The 19,300-nt window shown below is 74.7% G+C and carries 16 protein-coding genes; 10 read left to right on the top strand and 6 right to left on the bottom strand.

Annotation, left to right across the window (positions count from 1 at the left end):
• The first annotated feature begins 20 nt into the window (after window positions 1-20).
• The 3 genes from ABD234_RS18945 (at window position 21) to ABD234_RS18935 (ending at window position 4,291) form a co-directional block, all read left to right on the top strand.
• Window positions 21-1,310, top strand: coding sequence for an MFS transporter (locus ABD234_RS18945; protein WP_344359597.1), 1,290 nt, complete (start codon window positions 21-23; stop codon window positions 1,308-1,310).
• Window positions 1,311-1,436: 126 nt separating this feature from the next.
• Window positions 1,437-2,126, top strand: a complete 690-nt coding sequence (locus ABD234_RS18940; protein WP_344359594.1) for an ABC transporter ATP-binding protein — start codon at window positions 1,437-1,439, stop codon at window positions 2,124-2,126.
• Window positions 2,123-4,291, top strand: a complete 2,169-nt coding sequence (locus tag ABD234_RS18935) for a hypothetical protein (RefSeq protein ID WP_344359591.1) — start codon at window positions 2,123-2,125, stop codon at window positions 4,289-4,291. Before ABD234_RS18940 ends, ABD234_RS18935 begins: the two co-directional genes overlap by 4 nt.
• A gap of 33 nt (window positions 4,292-4,324) precedes the next feature.
• Here ABD234_RS18935 and ABD234_RS18930 read toward each other — a convergent pair whose 3' ends face one another.
• Window positions 4,325-5,539: an anhydro-N-acetylmuramic acid kinase gene (locus ABD234_RS18930; protein ID WP_344359588.1), complete on the bottom strand. Its 1,215-nt coding sequence runs from the start codon at window positions 5,537-5,539 to the stop codon at window positions 4,325-4,327.
• A gap of 67 nt (window positions 5,540-5,606) precedes the next feature.
• On the opposite strand from ABD234_RS18930, the gene ABD234_RS18925 reads away from it, so the two are divergent.
• A complete protein-coding gene (locus tag ABD234_RS18925; protein ID WP_344359586.1) occupies window positions 5,607-7,247 on the top strand; it encodes a sensor histidine kinase in 1,641 nt (546 codons plus the stop codon).
• 105 nt (window positions 7,248-7,352) lie between these two features.
• On the opposite strand, the gene ABD234_RS18920 is transcribed toward ABD234_RS18925, so the two are convergent.
• Genes ABD234_RS18920 through ABD234_RS18910 form a run of 3 tightly spaced genes read right to left on the bottom strand, consistent with a single transcriptional unit; the run spans window position 7,353 to window position 10,159 of the window.
• On the bottom strand, window positions 7,353-8,810 hold the full coding sequence (locus ABD234_RS18920) for a glycosyltransferase family 2 protein (RefSeq protein ID WP_344359583.1): 1,458 nt from the start codon (window positions 8,808-8,810) through the stop codon (window positions 7,353-7,355).
• A 3-nt stretch (window positions 8,811-8,813) separates the two neighbouring features.
• Window positions 8,814-9,797, bottom strand: a complete 984-nt coding sequence (locus tag ABD234_RS18915; protein WP_344359581.1) for a HEAT repeat domain-containing protein — start codon at window positions 9,795-9,797, stop codon at window positions 8,814-8,816.
• Entirely contained in the window at window positions 9,794-10,159 is a 366-nt protein-coding gene (locus ABD234_RS18910) for a response regulator transcription factor (protein ID WP_038373685.1), read from the bottom strand. Before ABD234_RS18910 ends, ABD234_RS18915 begins: the two co-directional genes overlap by 4 nt.
• A 169-nt stretch (window positions 10,160-10,328) precedes the next feature.
• On the opposite strand from ABD234_RS18910, the gene ABD234_RS18905 reads away from it, so the two are divergent.
• From ABD234_RS18905 to ABD234_RS18880, 6 genes are all read left to right on the top strand, one after another.
• Window positions 10,329-11,435 (top strand): thiamine pyrophosphate-dependent enzyme, encoded by a 1,107-nt coding sequence (locus ABD234_RS18905; RefSeq protein ID WP_084148591.1) that lies wholly within the window; start codon window positions 10,329-10,331, stop codon window positions 11,433-11,435.
• A complete protein-coding gene (locus tag ABD234_RS18900) occupies window positions 11,432-12,415 on the top strand; it encodes an alpha-ketoacid dehydrogenase subunit beta (protein ID WP_038373687.1) in 984 nt (327 codons plus the stop codon). The genes ABD234_RS18905 and ABD234_RS18900 overlap by 4 nt, the downstream gene beginning before the upstream one ends.
• Window positions 12,416-12,428: 13 nt before the next feature.
• Window positions 12,429-13,865 (top strand): dihydrolipoamide acetyltransferase family protein, encoded by a 1,437-nt coding sequence (locus ABD234_RS18895; protein ID WP_344359578.1) that lies wholly within the window; start codon window positions 12,429-12,431, stop codon window positions 13,863-13,865.
• 76 nt (window positions 13,866-13,941) lie between these two features.
• Window positions 13,942-14,601, top strand: a complete 660-nt coding sequence (locus ABD234_RS18890; protein ID WP_344359576.1) for a fluoride efflux transporter FluC — start codon at window positions 13,942-13,944, stop codon at window positions 14,599-14,601.
• On the top strand, window positions 14,598-15,005 hold the full coding sequence (locus ABD234_RS18885; RefSeq protein WP_038373689.1) for a fluoride efflux transporter FluC: 408 nt from the start codon (window positions 14,598-14,600) through the stop codon (window positions 15,003-15,005). Before ABD234_RS18890 ends, ABD234_RS18885 begins: the two co-directional genes overlap by 4 nt.
• On the top strand, window positions 15,002-16,927 hold the full coding sequence (locus ABD234_RS18880) for a copper resistance D family protein (RefSeq protein ID WP_344359573.1): 1,926 nt from the start codon (window positions 15,002-15,004) through the stop codon (window positions 16,925-16,927). The genes ABD234_RS18885 and ABD234_RS18880 overlap by 4 nt, the downstream gene beginning before the upstream one ends.
• 13 nt (window positions 16,928-16,940) lie before the next feature.
• Here the strand turns inward: ABD234_RS18880 and ABD234_RS18875 are convergent, their stop codons facing one another.
• The gene (locus ABD234_RS18875) at window positions 16,941-18,347 is read right to left on the bottom strand and encodes a flavin-containing monooxygenase (RefSeq protein ID WP_344359571.1); all 1,407 of its coding nucleotides are present in this window, start codon (window positions 18,345-18,347) and stop codon (window positions 16,941-16,943) included.
• A gap of 91 nt (window positions 18,348-18,438) precedes the next feature.
• A partial coding sequence (locus ABD234_RS18870) for a DUF1345 domain-containing protein (RefSeq protein WP_344359569.1) occupies window positions 18,439-19,300 on the bottom strand: 862 nt, incomplete at its 5' end.

The following is a 19,300-nucleotide window of genomic DNA, read 5'->3' as shown; positions in this document are numbered from 1 at the left end:
CGGGAGAGGCGGAGGACGTCGTGAGGGCCTATCTCGTCTGGGGCGCCGCGATCCTCGCCTACACCTCCGCCGTCCTCCAGCGCACGACGCTCGGCGTCTCCGGGCTGGAGGCCGCGGATCGCTTCGGCACCTCCGCGTCGATCGTGGCGACCTTCGTGGTCGTCCAGCTGCTCGTGTACGCGCTCGGGCAGATCCCCGGCGGGGTCCTCCTGGACGCCTACGGGGCCCGGGTCACCCTGACCCTCGGCGCCCTGCTCATGGCGACGGGCCAGATCGCCCTGGCCCTGTCCGACCAGGTGGGGATGGCCATCCTCGCCCGCGTGATCGTCGGCGCGGGGGACGCGCTCACCTTCACCAGCGCGATCCGCCTGGTCCCCGCCTGGTTCCCCGCCACGCGCGTGCCGATCTACACGCAGCTCACGGGCATCGTCGGCCAGCTCGGCCAGGTGCTCTCCGCGGTGCCCTTCGTGCTCGTGCTGACCCGCTTCGGCTGGACGCCCGCGTTCTCCGCCGCCGCGGGGGTGGCCGTCGCTGCGGCCGCGATCTCCCTGACGATCATCCGCGCCGCGCCGCCGGGCGCAGATCCCGTCCGCTCCCGGCCGAGCGTCCGGCGGCTGCCGGCGGACATCGCCGCGATCGTGCGCCACCCCGCGACGCAGCTCGGCTTCTTCACCCACTTCGCCTCCGGGTTCCCGGGCATCGCCTTCGCGATGATGTGGGGGTACCCGTACCTCACCGCCGGGGAGGGGCTGAGCCAGGCGCTCGCCTCGACGGTGATGACGGTGTACGTGATCGTCGCGATCGCCGCCGGCCCGCTGATCGGCGCGCTCACCCAGCGTCACCCGCTGCGCCGCTCCACCCTGGTGCTGCTGGTGGTCCTCGCCAGCGCCGTCCCCTTCGTGGCGATCCTGCTCTGGCCCGGCCCGGCGCCGCTGTGGCTGATCCTGCTGCTGGTGATCGGCTTCTCGGTGGGCGGTCCGGGCTCCTCCGTGGGCTTCGACTTCCCCCGCACGAGCATGCCCGGCAACCGGCTGGGCACCGCCACCGGGCTCGTCCTCACCGGCGGGTTCCTGGGGGCGCTGGTGTGCATCCTGCTGATCGGCGTCGTGCTGGACGCGCTGCGGCCCGACGGGAACTACGACCTGCACTCCTTCCGGCTCGCCTTCGCCGTGCAGCTGCCGTTCCTCGCCGCGGGGATCCTGGGCATGCTGATCACGCGCCGCGCCCTGCGACGCCGCATGGCCGAGCACGGCGTGCGCGTCCCCAGCTGGCGCGAGGTGTGGCGACAGCGGCATCTCCGGCGGATCTGAGCCTGCCCCGGCTCGTCCGGGCGCCGCGTCTCGGTGCACGCGGTAATGTCCTCGGCATGTCGCTCGGCGGCACAGCACGGAGGGGAGCCGTGCCCGCCGACGGCGGGCATGCAGGGGAGGGGTGGCATGACGAACACGATCGAATGCGACGAGGTCGCGGTGGCCTTCGGGGAGGTCGAGGCGCTCGCGCCGACCACGCTGCTGTGCCGCGCCGCGGAATCCGTGGCGATCATGGGGCCCAGCGGCTCGGGGAAGACCACGCTGCTGCGCGTGATCGAAGGTCTCGAGGCGCCCAGCCGAGGCTCGGCCGTCGTGCTCGGACAGGACCAGTCCACGGCCTCCCGGTCCCGGCGCGCCGATCTGCGCCGCCGGCACATGGGGCTGATCTCCCAGGATGCGGACCTGCTTCCGGAGTTCACCACCGCGGAGAACGTCGCCTTCGCGCTGCTTTTTGACGGGGTCCCGCGACCGCGCGCCCTCGCGGCGGCGACCGGCATGCTCGAGCGCGTCGGCCTGGCGGACCGGGCCCGGGCCGATGTGCGGACCCTCTCCGGAGGCGAGGCCCAGCGCGCCGCCGTGGCCCGCGCCCTGGTGCGCCCCGAGCTGCGGCTCATCGTCGCCGACGAGCCCACCGCCTCGCTCGACGTGGACAACGCCCAGGCCATCACCGAGCTTCTGCTCGCAGCCGCGCAGGACCTCGGCGCGAGCGTCCTGCTGGCCACGCACGATCCGAGCGTCGCCGCGCACTGTGATCGCGTGCAGCGCCTCGCGCGGCGCAGAGCAGACGGGCTCGTCCTCCAGGGCGCGGAGGGATGAGCGCGCTCCGCTTCGCGGTCCGGGTCGCGCTCGCCGGTGATGTCCGGCATCGCTGGCGCCAGGGGAGCGTCGTGGTCTGCTCCCTGCTCGCCACCGTGGCCGGGCTGCTGTGGATCGCTCTGCCCGTCATGGCCTCCGAGGCCTATGTGCGCGGCGCGGCCCGGGCGGCCATGCCCTCGGAGCACCTGGAGGGCATGCCGGACGGCACGGCGCCGCCCGATGCGACGGCTCTCATCGCAGAGCGCGCGACGATCGTCGGCGGAGCTCAGGTCTCCACGGTGTGGATCCAGCCGGTGCCCGGTCACGAGGACGATCCCGGCGCGACCCCGGTCGGGATGACCCGGCTGCCCGCACCCGGTGAGGCCGTCCTCTCGCCCGGCCTGGTCGATGCCGGACACACGGCAGAGGACCTCGGATGGGTCAGCTCGGAGGCCGGGTCCGGCGTCGGAGGCGTGCTCGGCGACGAGGCGCTCATGTCCCGGTCCGAGCAGCTGATCTTCGTGCGACCCCGGGCGGGGCAGGAGCTGCCCGCCCGGGCCGGGTGGTACATCGCGGGCTTCGGCGACGCCGGGGATCCGCAGTACCCCGCCTTCGTGACCGACCCGGATGTCCTCTCGCCCGGCGGGTATCTCGCACGCGGCCTGTTCATCCTCGTCGTCCCCGCGCTGGTCCTCCTCGTCTCCGGAGCGCGGGCACGCTCGGCCGTGCGCGACCACCGGCTGCGGTTCATGACGACCCTCGGGATCCGGGCATCGGTCTCCCGCCTCGTGCTCGGAGCGGAGACCGCGGTCCTCGCGGCGATCGGCGCGGTTCTCGGCGCCGCCGTGTTCGCCGTCCTCTCCTCGGTGGTCACCACGGTGCCGGTGGTCGAGCTGGTCGTGGCACGGGGCGCGCTGCGCCCGCCGGCCTGGGCTTACATCGTGGTCGCCGTCTCCGTCGTGGCGATCGCCGGGCTCGCGGGAGCGATGGGGCGCCTCTCGCCCCCGACCGTCCGCAGGCCCCGGCGGGTCCTGGCGATCGGGGCGAGCATCGGGGTGCTCGGCTCTCTCGGCGTGGTCGTGCTGTCCTCGCTGCAACGGGGCGACGCATCGGCGTCCCCGTCGATGGCTGCCGTCCAGCTGCTGTTCGCCGGCGCTCTGGGGACCATCGTGCTCCTGCCCGTCGCGATGCCCGCCCTCGTCGAGCTCCCGGCGCGGATCCTGCGCCGCAGCCGGCGGCCCGCCGTCTGGGCGGCCGCGCGGCGCATCGTGGTCGAGGCTCGTGGCCTCTCCCGGATCCCGGCGGTGCTCAGCGTGCTCATCGTCGTGGTCTCGGTCGCCTCCGCCTCCTGGGTCGCCTCCGGCGCGTTAGACACCGCGGTGAGCGGCCCCGGGTCGACGCGTCAGGCGCAGGCGTCCTGGTACGCACCGCAGCCGGACATCGCCCCTGCGGCGGAGGCGGTGGCGTCCCTCCAGCCCGGGGCGATGGTGCTCCAGCAGTACGCGATGGACGACTCCGACGGGCCGTCCGTGGACGCCGTCGCGGTGGAGGACTGCCCGAGCGTGGTCCGCCTGCTCGGCGAGGACCCCGACGCGTTCTGCCAGGACTCCCCGGCGCTGGGGGAGCTGGTGCGAGCGCGCACGGGACTGGACGTGATCGAGGACCCTGCGTCCGATCCCCGCGTCATCCCGGATCGGGAGGAGACGTCCGTGCTGATCCTCAGCCCCGTGGATCTCGATCTCTCCGAGCTGCAGCGCGAGCTCGGATGGCACACGGCCTTCAGCATGGGCCAGCGCCCCGGGGACGTGCGAGCTGCGCTGCCCATCCAGCGCTGGGTGCTCGCCGGGATCTTCGCGACGCTCGCGCTCCTGCTCGTGGCCGTCACCCGCGAGGTGGGGGACCGCAGCATCGAGGACGCCCAGCGCGATCGGCACTACCTGCGGCTGGGGCTCGGCGCGCGCGACGCGGACCGCATCGGCTGGTGGACCCTGCTCATCCCGGTCGCGACGAGCGTGGTGGTCAGCATGGGCGCCTCCACCCTCATCGCCTACGGCGGCGAGCCGCTGGAGGCGACCAAGGGCAGCCCGGCCCAGCTCGTGACGATCGCCGTGGCCGCGCTCGTGCTCACGCTCGCGGCGATCGCGGTGACCCTCCCGGTGCGCCGGGCGATGCGCGGCGTGCGCTGAGCCGTCGCCCGCCTCAGCGGCCGGGCAGCGCGATCAGGCGCGCTGGGGTCCCGCAGCCGGGGCCGGGGCGAGGACCCGCAGGCGCGCCGGCGCCGTCTCCAGGATCCGCGGCGGCGTCGACGAGCCGGGGAGGATCGCCCCGAGGACGCTCGCGCGCCGCGCCCCCGTGCAGGAGGGCAGCGTCCCCGGCAGGCCGTGGACCGTCAGCGCCCCCAGCACGGCGAAGGCCAGGGCCTCCTTCGCGGCCGACGGCAGTCCGAGGTCGTCGCTGGTGGCGACCCGGGCGCCGGGCAGCTGCGCGCGCAGCATCCCCATCAGCGCGGGGTTCCGGGTGCCGCCGCCGGAGACGACGACGAGCTCGCGGCCGCGCACCGCATCGGCGACCGTCCGTGCCGTGAGCGCGGTGAGCGTCGCGACCAGGTCCTCGAGCCGCGGGCGCACCCGCCCGCTCAGGCGGTCGGCCAGGTAGTCGGCGTGGAAGAGCTCCTTGCCGGTGGTCTTCGGGGCGGGGAGCGCGTAGTACGGCTCGGCGAGCAGCATCGCCAGCAGCGCGTCGTCGACGGTGCCGCCGGCGGCGAGGCGACCGTCCTCGTCGTAGCGGCGCTCGCCGCCGGTGGCCTCGGCGACGGCCGCGTCGATCAGCGCGTTCGCCGGACCGGTGTCGAAGGCGACCGGGTCCGCGCCCGTTCGCAGCAGGGTCGCGTTGGCGATCCCGCCCAGGTTCACCACCGCCGCATCCCGGCCGGCGAGCCACAGCGCATCGACCAGGCTCACCAGCGGGGCGCCCTGCCCGCCGGCGGCCACATCGCGGGACCGCAGGTCGGCGACGACGGTGCTGCCGGTCGCCTCCGCGATCCAGGCCGGCTGTCCCAGCTGCAGGGTGCCGTGGACGGCGCCGTCGCGGACGTCGTGGAACATCGTCTGCCCGTGGGAGACGACCAGGTCCGCGGCGCCGTCGCAGAGCTCGCTCCCCGCCTGCACGGCGACCTCGGCGAAGGCGCGGCCGATGTCGGCATCCAGCCGGCACACCTCCTGCATCGTGGTCTCCCGCGGCGGCAGGGCGGCGATCAGCCGGGCGCGCAGGGACGGCGCATAGGGGACGCTGATCATGCCCCGCGGGCGCAGCACCAGGGCGTCGCCCTCGGCCCACAGGTCACAGGCCGCGGCATCGATCGCGTCGTGGCTGGTGCCGGACATGAGGCCGATGATGCGCAGCGAGGCGCCGGCGGGTGGTCGCGCGGGATCCATCCCCCGATTCTGCCGCAGCGGCCGCGCGCGGATGGGCCGGCGCCGATGATCGCACTACGCTCGGAGGGTGACTGCGCAGCGACCAGGACCCGGCCCGACCCGGTGGGTGAGGAGGGCCCTGCGCGGCGAGGTCTCCGGACCCGTCGCCGAGATGCCGATGATCGCGCTGGGCCATCAGCTCACCCTGTCCGCCTGCCTGGTGATCGGCAGCCTGCTGCTGGACGGCACGCGGATCGAGCGGCCCCGCCTGTACTGGGGCGGCGACCTGCTCGTGCACGCCCTGACGCTCCTGCTGGTGATCGGGATGATCCTGGCCCGCCGCTCGGACGCCGGGGCTGCCCGGTTCGAGCGCCGTGCGCTGTTCCTCGTGCCCGTGCTGGATCTGCTGGTGCTCGCGGTCGCGCGCTGGGGGCTCGTCGACGCGCCGGTGCTGCGCGGGGCGCTGATGACGCTGCCGGCGGTCTGGCTGGCCGCCCAGCTGCGCTATCGCGGGGTCGGGCTGGCGCTCGGCATCTCGGTGATGTCGGTCGTGGTCGGCTTGGTGATCGCGCCGGGGCAGGCCATGACGGTGCTGGCCCGCGGGTTCTCCCTCACGCTGCTGATCGGCGCGCTCGGCATGGTCGTCGCCTCGATCGTGAGCCGGCTGGACGAGACCAGCCGGCGCAACGCGCTGATCGCCGATGCGATCGGGGCGGTCGAGGTGGTGATCCAGCTCGACGGGAGCCTGCGCAGCCGAGGACGGCTGAAGGGCGCCGGCCGCGACGTGCCGGTCCAGGAGCTGCTGGATGATCCCGTCTTCACCGAGAACGGCCGCTACCCGGTGCGCCCGGACCGCAACCCCCTCGCCCGGGTGCGCGGCGGTGCGGAGCTGGACGGGCAGGCCGTCTGGACGGAGGCGGACGGGAACCGGATCGCCCTGTCCATCTCGTCCACGCGCCTGGACGACGGGCGCATGCTCATGGTCGTCCACGACGTGACCACCTCCCTCGCGGCCGTGCTCCAGGAGGAGCAGTTCCTCGCGGGGATCTCCCACGAGCTGAAGACGCCGCTGACCTCGATCGCCGGGTACGTCGAGCTGCTGGCGGACGAGGCGGAGGACGCGGACGCCGTCCCCTCCGCCACGGTGCGGTCCCATCTGGGCGTGGTCTCCCGCAACGTCGACCGCCTGCGCTCCCTGATCATGGGACTGCTGGATTCCGCCCGGACCAGCTCGGACCACATCGGCTCGGCCAGCGCGCCCGAGCACCGCACGAGCCTGACGCGCCTGGTCGCCGAGCAGATCGAGGCCATCGGCCCGCGGGCCCGCGGCCGGGGCCTGAGCATCGTCACCGCCGGGCTGGAGGAGGACGTCGAGCTGGTCAACGCGGATCCCGAGCGCCTGGGCCAGGCCGTGGACAACCTGCTCTCCAACGCCGTGACCTACTCCCACGACCAGGGCACGATCCGCGTGTCCCTGGCCGTGGACGAGGGCCGAGCCCGGCTGCAGGTGGCCGACGAGGGGATCGGGATCGACGCGGAGGACCTCGACTCGCTGTTCACGCCGTACTTCCGGGCGCGCAGCGCGACCCGCGCGGGGATCAGCGGCAACGGGCTCGGGCTGATGATCACCCGGCGCATCGTCCGCGCCCACGGCGGGGAGGTCGAGATCAGCTCGACCCTTGGCCAGGGGACCGCGATCACCCTGGTGCTGCCCCTGGCCCGCACCTGAGAGCGGGCGCGCCGCCGCACCGCACCGCGATCAGCCGGGGCGCCGCGGTCAGCCGGGGGCGCCGCGGTCAGCCGGGGGCGCCGCGGTCAGCCGGGGGCGCCGCGATCAGTCGGTGGCGAACCCCGTGCGGGTCATCTCGCCCCAGGACGCGGTGGAGCCGCGCAGCGCCTGCCACCATCCCTGCAGCCGCCACACGGCCGTGAGCTGGCGGTACCCGAGGTTCTCCACCACGGCGCAGAGGACCATCACGCCGAGGTCGGCCACCGTGGTGCGCCGGCGCCGGGCGCCCTCCTCGATGAGCATCGCCAGCACGGTCACGAGGATGCCGATCCCGAGCGAGATGCCGAGGGCCGCCAGCGCGAGGACGGGGTCGATCGCCCCGACGGCGATCGCCAGCAGGATGAGGGCCAGGCCCACCAGCTCGAACAGGGGAGCCATCAGCTCGAACAGCCAGAAGCTGGGCAGCCCGACCATCCCGATCCGCCCGTAGCGCGGGTTCAGCAGCATCCCGCGGTGCTTCCACAGCACCTCCCACAGGCCGCGATGCCACCGGGAGCGCTGCCGCTGCAGCACGGCCCGGGACTCGGGCACCTCGGTCCAGCAGGTGGGCTCGGCGACGAAGACGAGGCGGTAGGCGCGGCGGCGGCGACGGCACCAGCGATGCAGGGACATGGTCAGCTCGAAGTCCTCGCCGATGGTGTCGGCGTCGAAGCCGCCGACCTCCAGCAGCATGTCGCGCCGGTACACGCCGAACGCGCCCGAGACCAGCATCAGCGCCCCGAGGCGGGACCAGCCGGCGCGGCCCAGGCTGAAGGCGCGCAGGTACTCGACGACCTGGAGGCGGGCCAGCCACGGCCGGGGCATCCCCTCCTCGACCACGCGCCCGGCGACCACGCGGCAGCCGTTGACGGCGCGGATGTTCCCGCCGGTGCAGACCACCCGCAGCGGATCGTCGAGGAAGGGCTGGACGGCCAGCAGCAGGGCGTCGGCGTCCAGCACCGAGTCCGCGTCGAAGAACACCACGAGGTCCTTCGCGCTCACGGCGAGCCCGGCGTTGGAGGCATCGGCGCGGCCCGAGTTCTCGGTGTCGACCACCACCAGCGGGACCGCGGGGTCGCGGGCCTCGAGGACGCCGCGCACGGCGCCGCGCACCTGCAGGCTCCCCGCAGCGCGCACCTCCCGCTCGCTGGGCACCAGGTCGTAGGTGCGGCGCAGGACCTCGAGGGTGTCGTCGGTGGAGCCGTCGTTGACGACGACGACCTCGTGGTCGGGATAGTCCAGGGCGAGCACCGACCGCACGGACTCGGCGATCACCGCGGACTCGTTGTAGGCGGCCATCACGACGGTCAGGCTCATCGAGACGGGAGCAGTGGCGGTCTCGGCGAGGTCCAGCACGTCCCGCCGGGCGGAGCTCGCACGGACGTCGATCCAGCCCATGAGGACGAGCACGCCCTGCTGCACGGCGATCGCCAGGAAGTACAGCAGCGAGGGGATCGCCGTCCAGAGCAGCACGGCGCGCACCGCGTCGTCCACCCAGGTCCCGGTCAGGTCGAGGACGTCCATCGGTCAGCTCCCGGGAAGGTCGGCGGGTCGGGGCAGGAGGGGCTCCAGCAGCGGGTCGCCGCGGCCGGCGACCTCGGCCAGCGCCGGGGCGGCCACTTCGCGGGGCAGGGCGAGCAGGGCCTGCAGCGCCTGCAGGCGCACCGGCCCCCAGGCGGATCGGGTGCCCTCCAGGAGCGCCGGCACCGATCCGGCGCGGCCGACGCGCCGCAGGGCCCCGGCGGCGGCCAGCTGCACGCCCGCGGTGGGATCACGGCGCAGCAGCTCGCCCAGCTGCGGGGCATCGGCCGTGCTGGTCAGCTCCCCGAGCACCTGGGCGCAGGCGGCGCGCACCCGCGCCTCGGCGTCCTCGAGACCCTGCCGGATCCGGGCGAGGGCGTCCGCGTCGGCCTCGCCCTGGCCGATCAGCGAGTTCACCACGACCAGCTGGGGGACCGAGGCTCCCGCGCGCAGCAGGTCGAGCACGGCCTGGGCCGAGGCGGCCCCCGGATAGGCGGGGAGGGCCCGCGCGGCGACGGAGGCCACCACGGGCGCCCGGTCGGCGGTCGCCCGGCGCACCAGGTCGGCATCGGCGGGCAGGGCCAGCCGTCCCAGGCGCCGGATCGCGGCGGCGCGGACCAGGGCTCGGCGGGAGCGGGCGCGTCGGCGCAGCCGCGCCGGGTGCCCCCGGTCCACCAGCAGCGCGACCGTCCGCTCCCGGCCCTCCCCGGTGATGCCCTCGAGCACCGCGAGCAGCCGCTCGTCGACCCGGTCCCCGAAGGCCCCGCGGGCATCGCGCAGCGTCGCGCGCAGGCCGGGGTCCACCGGATCGTCCAGGACGAACCGTGCCACCAGGGGGCGCGCCGCCTCGTCCAGCGCGCGCTGCGAGCGCTCCGTGCGGACCCGCGCGGCGTGGGAGAGGAGGGTGGCGAGGATCGTGAGGAGGACCAGCGCCCAGACGGTCACGAGCACCGTGACCAGCAGGTGCGGGGTGAGCCAGGGCAGGGTCATCGTCGGTCCAGCAGCGCCCGGACCCGCACGGCCAGCTCGCGCGGGGAGAAGGGCTTGGTGAGGTAGTCGTCGACCCCCGCGCTGAAGCCGCCGACGAGGTCGCGCTCCTGGCTGCGGGCGGTGAGCATCAGCACCCGCAGCGCGGACCCCTCGGCGCGCAGCGCGCGCACCAGGTCCACCCCGGTCATGCCGGGGAGCATGTGGTCCACGACCGCCAGCTCGATGTCCGGATGGGCGGCGAGCACGTCCCGGGCCCGTTCGCCGGAGCCGGCCGTGGTCACCGTGTGGCCGGCCGAGCGGAGCTTCAGGGCCACCAGCTCGAGGATGTCGGGGTCGTCGTCCACCGCGAGTACGTGCGCCATGTGTCCATCCTGACATGCAGGCCGCGCGTCCCGGCGCAGGCCACCGGGATGCCGGCGGCCCGCGACGCGCCGATCCGGCCGGGACCCTTGACGTTACGGTTCCGTAAGTTACGCTACCGTCGTGAGTGCTTTCCGAACCACGATCCCCGCTGTGGCGGCGGACGAGCCGATGATCCAGCTTCTCTCCGCGGACGGGACCCGGACCCCGCACGAGGAGTTCGACGAGGTCCTCGAGGCCGGCGGCCTGGCGACCCCCGAGCGCCTGCGCGGCTACTACCGCGACATGGTGATGATCCGCGCCGCGGACCTCGAGGCCACCAGCCTGCAGCGCCAGGGCCAGCTGGGCCTGTGGGCGAGCGCGCTGGGCCAGGAGGCCGCGCAGATCGGCGCCGGGCACGCGGCCAGGACCCAGGACTATCTCGTCCCCACCTACCGCGAGCACGGCATCGCCTGGGCGCGCGGGATCGAGCCGTGGCGCCTGCTGGAGATGTTCCGCGGCATCAGCCACGGCGGCTGGGACCCGCACGAGCTGCGCACCCACCCGTACATGATCGTGCTCGGCGCGCAGGCGCCCCACGCGGTCGGCTACGGCATGGGCCTGCAGCGCGACGGCGCCGTCGGCACCGGCGACCTCGAGCGGGACACGGCCGTGCTGGCCCTGTTCGGCGACGGCGCGTCCAGCGAGGGGGAGGTCGCCGAGTCCTTCACCTTCGCCGCCTCCTTCGAGGCGCCGGTGGTCTTCTACTCCCAGAACAACCAGTGGGCGATCTCGGTCCCCACCTCCGTCCAGACCCGGGTCCCGCTGGCCCAGCGCTCGCGCGGCTGGGGCATCCCCTCGGTGCGGGTGGACGGCAACGACGTCCTGGCCGTGCTCGGCGCGGTGCGCAGCGGCCTGGACTCCGCCCGGGCAGGGGAGGGGCCGCGGTTCATCGAGTCCCTCACCTACCGCATGGCCGCCCACACCACGAGCGACGACGCCTCCCGCTACCGTCCGGGCTCCGAGGAGGAGGAATGGGCCGAGAAGGACCCGATCCTGCGCCTGCGCCGGCACCTCGCGGGCCTCGACGAGATCGACGAGGCCTACGTCGCCACCTGCGAGGAGGAGGCCCATGACCTCGCCATGCAGCTGCACCACCACATCCACGGCATGAAGGACCCGGACCCGATGATCGTGTTCGACAACGTCTACTCCGAGCCGCATCCGATCGTCGATGCCGAGCGCGAGGCGTACGTGCAGTACCTCTCCCAGTTCGAGGACGAGGAGGCGGGCCGGTGAGCATCGTCCAGCTCCCCATCGCCAAGGCGATCACCGCCGGGCTGCGCGACGCCATGCGCGCCGACGAGCACGTGCTGATCATGGGCGAGGACGTCGGCGTCCTCGGCGGCGTCTTCCGGGTCACCGACGGCCTGCACGCCGAGTTCGGCTCCCAGCGCGTGGTGGACACGCCGCTGGCCGAGGCCGGCATCGTCGGCACCGCCGTCGGCCTTGCCTTCCGCGGCTACCGCCCCGTGGTGGAGATCCAGTTCGACGGCTTCGTCTTCCCGGCCTACAACCAGATCACCACCCAGGTCGCCAAGATGCACTACCGCACCGGCGGCCGGGTGCGGATGCCGCTGGTCATCCGCATCCCCCACGGCGGCGGGATCGGGGCGGTCGAGCACCACTCCGAGAGCCCCGAGGCGCTGTTCGCCCACACCGCCGGGCTGCGGATCCTGGCCCCCTCGACGGCGCACGACGCCTACTGGATGACCCGCCAGGCCATCGAGACCGATGACCCGGTGATCATGCTCGAGCCCAAGCGGCGCTACTGGATGAAGGGCGACGTCGACACCGATCATCGGCCCGAGCTGTCCCCGTGGCAGGCCGCCGTCGTCCGCCCCGGCACCGATCTCACGCTGCTGGCCTGGGGTCCGAGCGTGCCGCTGGCCCTGGAGGCCGCGGCCTCCGCCGCCCAGGAGGACGTGTCCGTCGAGGTCATCGACGCCCGGTCGCTGTCGCCGATCGACGTCCCCACGATCGCGGACTCGGTGCGGCGCACCGGCCGTCTGCTCATCGTCCACGAGGCGCCGGTCCTCGGAGGGCTCGGAGGGGAGATCGCCGCGCGCATCACCGAGGAGTGCTTCTACCATCTGGAGGCACCGGTGCTGCGTGTGGGCGGCTTCCACACGCCGTACCCGCCGGCGCGCACCGAGCACGCCTACCTGCCCGATCTCGACCGGGTGATGGACGGCGTGGACCGCCTCCTCGCCCACTGAAAGGATCCGCGCCATGACCACTCTCGTGCTGATCACGCTGACCGACCCCGGTGAGGGCCTCACGGAGGCGGAGATCATCGACATCAAGGTCTCCGTGGGCGACCGGATCTCCATCAACGACCCCGTGATCGAGGTGGAGACGGCCAAGAGCGCCGTCGAGCTGCCCAGCCATGTCGGCGGCACCGTCACGCGCGTGCTCGTGGCCGTCGGCGACGAGGTCCCGGTGGGCACCCCGCTGATCGAGGTCGACACCGACGGCGGCCCCGCCCCGGCGGGCTCTGCGGCGGATGCTCCTGCGGCCGATGCCCCCGCATCGGCTCCGGCCCCCGACGGCCCGTCGGCCGCGGCATCGGCCTCCCCGGCGGAGCCGGCCCCGGCCGCCCCGGCGGAGGAGGAGCCGAAGAACCTCGTCGGCTACGGCTCCACGGAGGCGCCCCCGCGGCGCCGGCGCCGGGTCCAGCCCGCGGCGGACACGCAGGTGCCGATCGACCGGATCCTCGCCAAGCCGCCGGTGCGCAAGCTCGCCCGCGACCTCGGCATCGCCCTGGCGGACGTCTTCGCGACCGGTCCCGACGGCACCGTCACCCGCGAGGACGTGCTCGCGGCGCAGCAGCGGGCCATCGGCGGGGACACCGTGAGCGTCCACGACGGCGACTACTTCCCCGACGAGTCCCCGCAGGCGCCCGAGACGCTCCCGGGCACCATGAAGTCGAGCCTGTCGCAGCCCTTCGCCGGGTACACCAGCGACGACCGCACCACCCGCGTGCCGATCCGCTCGGTGCGCAAGCGCACCGCCGAGGCGATGGTCTCCTCCGCCTTCACCGCCCCGCACGTGACCGTGTTCAACGAGGTCGACATGACCGCGACCATGGACCTCGTGGGCCGGCTGCGGGCCTCGCGCGAATGGGCCGATGTGAAGATCTCCCCGCTCGTGGTGGTGGCCAAGGCGCTGCTGGTGGCGATCCGCCGCAACCCCGAGGTCAACGCCAGCTGGGACGAGGCCTCCCAGGAGATCGTCTACAAGCACTTCGTGAACCTCGGCATCGCCGCGGCGACGCCGCGCGGGCTGATCGTCCCGAACATCAAGGACGCCCACCTGCTGACCCTGCGCGAGCTCGCCATCGGCATCAACGACCTGGCCAAGACCGCCCGGGCCGGCCGCACGCCGCTCTCGGCGACCCGCGAGGGCACCATCACCATCACGAACTTCGGGGTGTTCGGCATCGACTCCGGCACGCCGATCCTCAACCCGGGGGAGTCCGTGATCCTCGGCATGGGGGCGGTCAAGGAGAAGCCGCGCGTGATCGACGGGCAGATCGTGCCCCGCCAGGTCGCCCAGCTGGCCGCGAGCTTCGACCACCGCCTCATCGACGGCGCCCTCGGCGCCGAGCTGCTGCGGGACGTCTCCGCGGTCCTCGAGCAGCCCGACCTGGGTCTGGTCTGGGGCTGATCCCGGCGCGGCGGTCCGGGCCCGCAGGGCAGGGGCCCTGGATCGCCGCTCCCGCGGCGCTGGGTACGCTGGTGCGGTGACTACTCCGCCCGCCCCTCGACGCCGCGACGACCCGCGCATGCAGACCGTCGAGATGGCGGCGCTGAACATCCCGGGCACCGAGGAGGAGGTCTTCGGCTCCGGTCCGGTCCTGCCGCCGCTGCCGCGCTGGCAGATCGCCCTGCTCATCGCGGGCGGCGGCGCCGTGGGCGCCGTGCTGCGCTTCCTGCTGCAGCTCCTGCTGCCCTCGACGACCACCCCGACCCTCGTCGAGATGCCCTGGTCGACGCTCCTGGCCAACACCCTCGGATGCCTGGCCATGGGCCTGCTGGCCGGCGGCATCCAGGTGCGCCGGGACGCCCCGCGCTGGCTGTTCCCCGCGGTGGGCACCGGCATGATCGGCGGGTTCACCACCTTCTCCACCGTGGTCCTCGAGGGATCGGCGATGATCGGCGCCGAGTTCCCGCGCCTGGCGCTGCTGTACGGGACGCTCACCGTGCTCCTCGCCGTCGCCGCGATCATGGTCGGCCTGATGGTCGGGCGCGTGAGCGCCCGCGCCGCCGGCCTGGCCCGGCTGGGACCCACATCCCGGCTCGCGGGCGTGCGCCCCGCGCGCCTGCAGCGCCCCGCCCGCAGCGGGCACCGCCGGCGCCGGGCGGAGCCCGCCCCCACCCCGAACGAGGAGGACGCCCCATGACGGTCCTGGTCGCAGTGCTGCTGGTGGCGATCGGCGGCGCCGTCGGCGCCGTCGCCCGCTGGGGGATCGGCGAGGGCTGGAAGGCTCTGCGCGAGCGCGACGGGCGCCCCTCGATCATCCTGGACCTGGTGCCCTGGCCCGTGTTCCTCGCCAACATCCTCGCCTCCTTCCTGCTGGGCGTCTTCGTCGCCCAGCTCGGCTCGGCCTCCGCCGGCGGCGCCCGCCTCGGCTACCTCCTGCTGGGCACCGGGCTGTGCGGGGCGATGTCCACGCTCAGCAGCGCCGCCATCGAGATCGTCGACCTCTCCCGCCGCCGGTTCACCGTGATCGGGGTGGGGTACCTCCTGCTCAGCATCGGTGCGGGCATGTCCGCGCTGTGGCTGGGCCTGGTGATCGGCCGATGAGCCGGGCCCGCACCCCGCAGGCCCCGCGCTCCCGCCCCGGCCCGGGCTCCGACGACCGCCGGCCGCACCGCCCCGGCGACCAGCCCCCGGGCGCGGCGCTCCCGCTCCCGGCGGTGGTCGCCCTGGTCGCCCTGGCCGTCGCCGGGGTCGCCGCCCTCGCCGCCGCCACCGCCGCGCTCGCCGCCGGGGACAACGTCGTGCTCATCGACGCCGGGGCGATCGCCCGCCACGGCGCTCCCGCCGCCGCGGTCCTCGCCGACCTCTCCGGCGCCCTGACCCTCGGCGGCAGCATCGTCGCCGCCTGGATCGTCCGGGAGGAGTCCGCCCGGTCCCGCGCCCTGCTGGTCTCCGCGATCTGCGCCGGCGTCTGGACCCTCGCCCAGGCCCTCGCCCTGGCCTTCTCCTACGCGGTCGCCACCGGGCAGCCCGTGGGATCCCCGCGCTTCGGCTCCGACGCGTCCGTGTTCCTCGGCACCGACCTGGGGGTCTGGCTGATCACGGGCGTCGTCGTCGCCGCCCTGACCACGTCCGTGGCCCTGCTCGGATCCTCCGTCGCCCTCGCCCGGGCGGTGGTGCTGCTGGCGGGCCTGGGCCTGTTCGCGAAGGCGATGACGGGGCACGCCGCCGGGGACGCGAACCACGAGGTCGCGACCTCCACCATGCTCGTCCACCTGCTGGCGATGGGGATCTGGGTCGGCGCCCTCGGCGTCCTGCAGCTGCTGCCGCCCGGACCGGACCGCGACAGCGCCGCGGTGATCCGCCGGTTCTCCCACCTCGCCCTGATCGCCTGGTGCGCGCTGCTGATCAGCGGGGTCTGGGCCCTGTCGGTGCGGATGAACGGCCCCTCCGACGTGCTGACCAGCCTGTACGTGCAGATCGGGGTGGCCAAGGCGGTGCTGCTGGGCATCCTGGCCCTGTTCGGGCTGCGTCAGCGGCGCCTGCTCGCGGGACGGGTGGAGGCCGATGCCGACGCCCGCATCTCCGCCTCGGCCCGATCCGGGGCCGGGACCGCGGGATCCGGGGCGGCCGTCCCGGAGCCGATCCGGGAGTACCGCCGCCTCGCGGTCCTCGAGCTGGGACTGATGGGCATCGCCGTGGGCCTAGCCGCCGCCATGTCGAGCTCACCGCCTCCCGCGCAGCAGTCGGCCGCCGCGACCGGCCCGGCGGGCATCCTCACCGGCTACCCGCTGCCGCCGGCCCCGGGCCTCGTCGAGCTGCTGACGACCTGGCGGCCGGACGCCTACGCCCTTGCCGCCGCGATCGTCCTGCTGCTGCTGTGGTGGCGGCCCACCGGTCCCGCCCGGTCGTCGCGCTCCAGCCTCGCCCTGCTCGCGGCCTGCGCGGTGATGGTCCTCATCACCTCCAGCTCCGTCGCGGTGTACGCGAAGGTGCTGGTCTCCGCCCACCTGATGGAGCACCTGCTGCTCATGCTGCTGGTCGGCCCGGTGTTCGGTGCCCTGGTCACGCTCCCGGCGGCGCTGCGCCGGGCCGCCGGGGCGGACCAGGACGCCCCGGCCGAGGGCGGCCGGCGCTCCACCGCGGTGCTCGCCGCGCTCGGCGCCGTGCCGGTCCTGCTGCTGGTCGCCGTGTATGCGACGCCGCTGCTGCGCCTGGCCCTGGACGGCCATGCGGCCCACCTCGCCCTGCTGCACCTGGCGGTCCTCGCCGGCGCCGCGCCGGTCGCCGCGGCGCGCCTGGCCCGGGGCCGCGCCCTCGTGCTCGTCACCCCGCTGCTGGTGGTCCTCGCGGCGGGGATCGTGCTCATGACCGGCTCGGACCTCATCCAGTCCAGCTGGTTCGGGGCGACGGGGCGCACCTGGCGCGCGGATGCCCTGGCCGATCAGCGCCAGGGCGGCATCGCCGTCACCGCCCTGGCCGCCGGGGCGCTCGTCGCCGTCCTCCTCGTGCTGCGCCGCCGCTGAGCGGGTGGCGCGGTCAGCGGAACAGGCCGCGGGCCGCGCGCAGGCGGTCCAGCAGCTCGTCCCGGTCCACGAACGGCACCAGCCCCTCGGCCGCCCCGGACTCCGGGGAGGGAGTGCGGCGCTGGGCATCGGCCGCGGAGTCGAGCGCCCCGCGCAGGCGACCCAGGAGGCCCGCGTCCTGCACGATGCGGCGGCGCACGGAGGCATCCGCGCCGGTGCGCAGGCGGCGGAAGGCATCGGCCGCCGGGGCGTCCTCGTGCACCGCGCGCAGGAAGTAGGCGGCCACATCGGCCTGCTCGACGAGCACGGGAAGGACCCCGCCGCTGACCCTCAGCTGCCCCAGCAGGACCAGGTCGTCGCGGGATCGCGGGAACGCCCCCAGGAACAGGTCGGGGGAGCCGGAGGCGGTGCGGGGCACGATGTCCCGGGGGAGGTAGCCGGCGCCCTGCTCGTATCCGGTCGCGAGGATGACGACGTCCGCGCCGAGCACCGTGCCGTCCACCAGCTGCAGGTCGCCGTCGGCGGTGACGGAGGCGACGTCCGCGGCGGGGGTGATGCGCCCCTCGCGGATCCGGTCGGCGACGTCGTCGGAGATGATCACGCGGTCATCGAGCACGTCGGCCGTCGGGCGGGGGAGGCCGAGGTCCGCGGGATCGCCCACGGTGCCCTTGGCGACGAGATCGGCGATCCGCGCGTTGACCCGGCCCAGCAGGGCGGGCTCGCGGGCGGCCGCGACGTCCCCGGGCACGGGGCCGATGCGCCGGGGGACGATCCAGTGGCCGGTGCGCACGGACCAGTGCACCCAGCCGGCGCGCCGTGCCGCATCCACGGCGATGTCCGCCGCGGACTGGCCGGAGCCGACGACCACGACGCGCCGGCCCTCGAGCCCGTCCCCGCCGTTCCAGTCGCGGGCGTCGAGCACCTGCGTGGTCGAGGGGAGGTCCGCCGCCCATGCGGGCCGATGCGGACGCTCGCTGATGCCGTGGGCGGCGATGATCGCCCGGTAGACGTGGACGTGACCGGTGGACAGCTCCACCTGCCAGGTCCCCTCGCCGAAGGGCTTGGCGTAGCGCACCTCGGTGCGCGGCAGGAAGTGGTCGGTCAGCTCGTGGCGCGCGGCGTACGCCCGCAGGTACTTCGCCATCCGCCCCGGATCGAGGAAGGTCGGGTAGGACGCCGGCTGCAGCATGTCCTCGAACTGCGTGAAGTCGCGTGAGGAGACCATCTCCATCGCCGGCCACACGGGCGAGTCCTCGCGCTCGAGGTTCCAGATGCCGCCGACGTGCGGGGCGCGGTCGACGAGGTCGAAGGGGACGTCGAGCGCCTTCAGCGCGGCGGCGGCGGCGAGCCCGGCGGGACCGGCGCCGACGACCAGGACCTTCTCGCGCGGGGGGATCTGCTCGTCGTGGAGCGTGGACATACGACGACCTTCCGATGTCGGGGCGTTCTGGGCCGGCGCACCGGCAGGCGGCGCACCCCGTCATCCTAGTGCGGGGGCGTCCCCGGGCAGTTCAGGTCAGCGAGGTCAGCACCACGGAGACCGCGAGGGAGATGATCACCGTGCTCATCACGTGCGCGAGGATCGACTGGGAGCGCAGCGCGCGCCGCGCGGCCCGGGTGGTGCCGACCACGCCCGGGGGCCCGGAGGTGGTCTGCACCAGCACGGCGAGGTCGAGGTACTCCTCGTAGCCGCGCTCGGCCGGCGGGACGGCGGGCATGTGCAGGCCGGTGCCGTGGGAGTCCTCCGCCGCGTACTCCGCGGCGAATCCGACGACGCTGCTCAGCCACGCCGCGACCACGGCGCCCGCGGTGAACAGCAGCGGGATCACCACGGGGACGGAATCGGGCCGGGTCAGCAGCACCAGCACCGCGACGGCGCAGGTGACGAGCATCTGCACGGCCTCCGACCGCGCGCCGGTGCTGCCCCACACCCACCGGTACCACCCGACGGAGTGCCGCGCCCGGCTCAGCCGGGCGATCACGCGCAGCTCGCGACGGTCCAGATGGGAGCCGACCCAGTGCATCAGGGCCGTGGTGACCAGGGAGTACAGGGTCGTGACGGCGATGAACAGCAGGCCCAGCGCCGAGAGGGCCCCGATGCTGCGCTCCGCGCCGAGGGAGGTCGAGCGGAGCACGTCGAAGCCCGGCAGCGGGCGCAGGGCGAAGACGGCGAGGAGGGCGACGAGGATCGCCAGGCTCATGCGCCGGGACTCGGGGATGAACCAGGCCCACAGCCCGCGCTCCCGCACCGACTGCCGCCGGGCCGCGGGCGCGGCGCGGCGGGCCCGGCGGGCGGCCGCCCGGGCGGCGTGGCGCTCGGCGGCCCGGCGGCGGGCGTCCTCGAGCCCGGCGGAGTGGGGGGGGCCCTCCCCG

This window comes from Brachybacterium phenoliresistens (assembly GCF_039530785.1).
GTDB classification, from domain to species: Bacteria; Actinomycetota; Actinomycetes; order Actinomycetales; family Dermabacteraceae; genus Brachybacterium; species Brachybacterium phenoliresistens.
This window is presented reverse-complemented; position numbering and strand designations above follow the sequence as displayed.

What these genes read in the sequence shown, in the direction of transcription:
- ABD234_RS18940 (WP_344359594.1), top strand. Translation starts at nt 1,437, where the DNA reads ATGACGAACACGATCGAATGCGACGAGGTCGCGGTGGCCTTCGGGGAG.
- ABD234_RS18935 (WP_344359591.1), top strand. Translation starts at nt 2,123, where the DNA reads ATGAGCGCGCTCCGCTTCGCGGTCCGGGTCGCGCTCGCCGGTGATGTC.
- ABD234_RS18930 (WP_344359588.1), bottom strand. Translation starts at nt 5,539, where the DNA reads ATGGATCCCGCGCGACCACCCGCCGGCGCCTCGCTGCGCATCATCGGC.
- ABD234_RS18920 (WP_344359583.1), bottom strand. Translation starts at nt 8,810, where the DNA reads ATGGACGTCCTCGACCTGACCGGGACCTGGGTGGACGACGCGGTGCGC.
- ABD234_RS18915 (WP_344359581.1), bottom strand. Translation starts at nt 9,797, where the DNA reads ATGACCCTGCCCTGGCTCACCCCGCACCTGCTGGTCACGGTGCTCGTG.
- ABD234_RS18910 (WP_038373685.1), bottom strand. Translation starts at nt 10,159, where the DNA reads ATGGCGCACGTACTCGCGGTGGACGACGACCCCGACATCCTCGAGCTG.
- ABD234_RS18905 (WP_084148591.1), top strand. Translation starts at nt 10,329, where the DNA reads ATGATCCAGCTTCTCTCCGCGGACGGGACCCGGACCCCGCACGAGGAG.
- ABD234_RS18895 (WP_344359578.1), top strand. Translation starts at nt 12,429, where the DNA reads ATGACCACTCTCGTGCTGATCACGCTGACCGACCCCGGTGAGGGCCTC.
- ABD234_RS18885 (WP_038373689.1), top strand. Translation starts at nt 14,598, where the DNA reads ATGACGGTCCTGGTCGCAGTGCTGCTGGTGGCGATCGGCGGCGCCGTC.
- ABD234_RS18880 (WP_344359573.1), top strand. Translation starts at nt 15,002, where the DNA reads ATGAGCCGGGCCCGCACCCCGCAGGCCCCGCGCTCCCGCCCCGGCCCG.
- ABD234_RS18875 (WP_344359571.1), bottom strand. Translation starts at nt 18,347, where the DNA reads ATGTCCACGCTCCACGACGAGCAGATCCCCCCGCGCGAGAAGGTCCTG.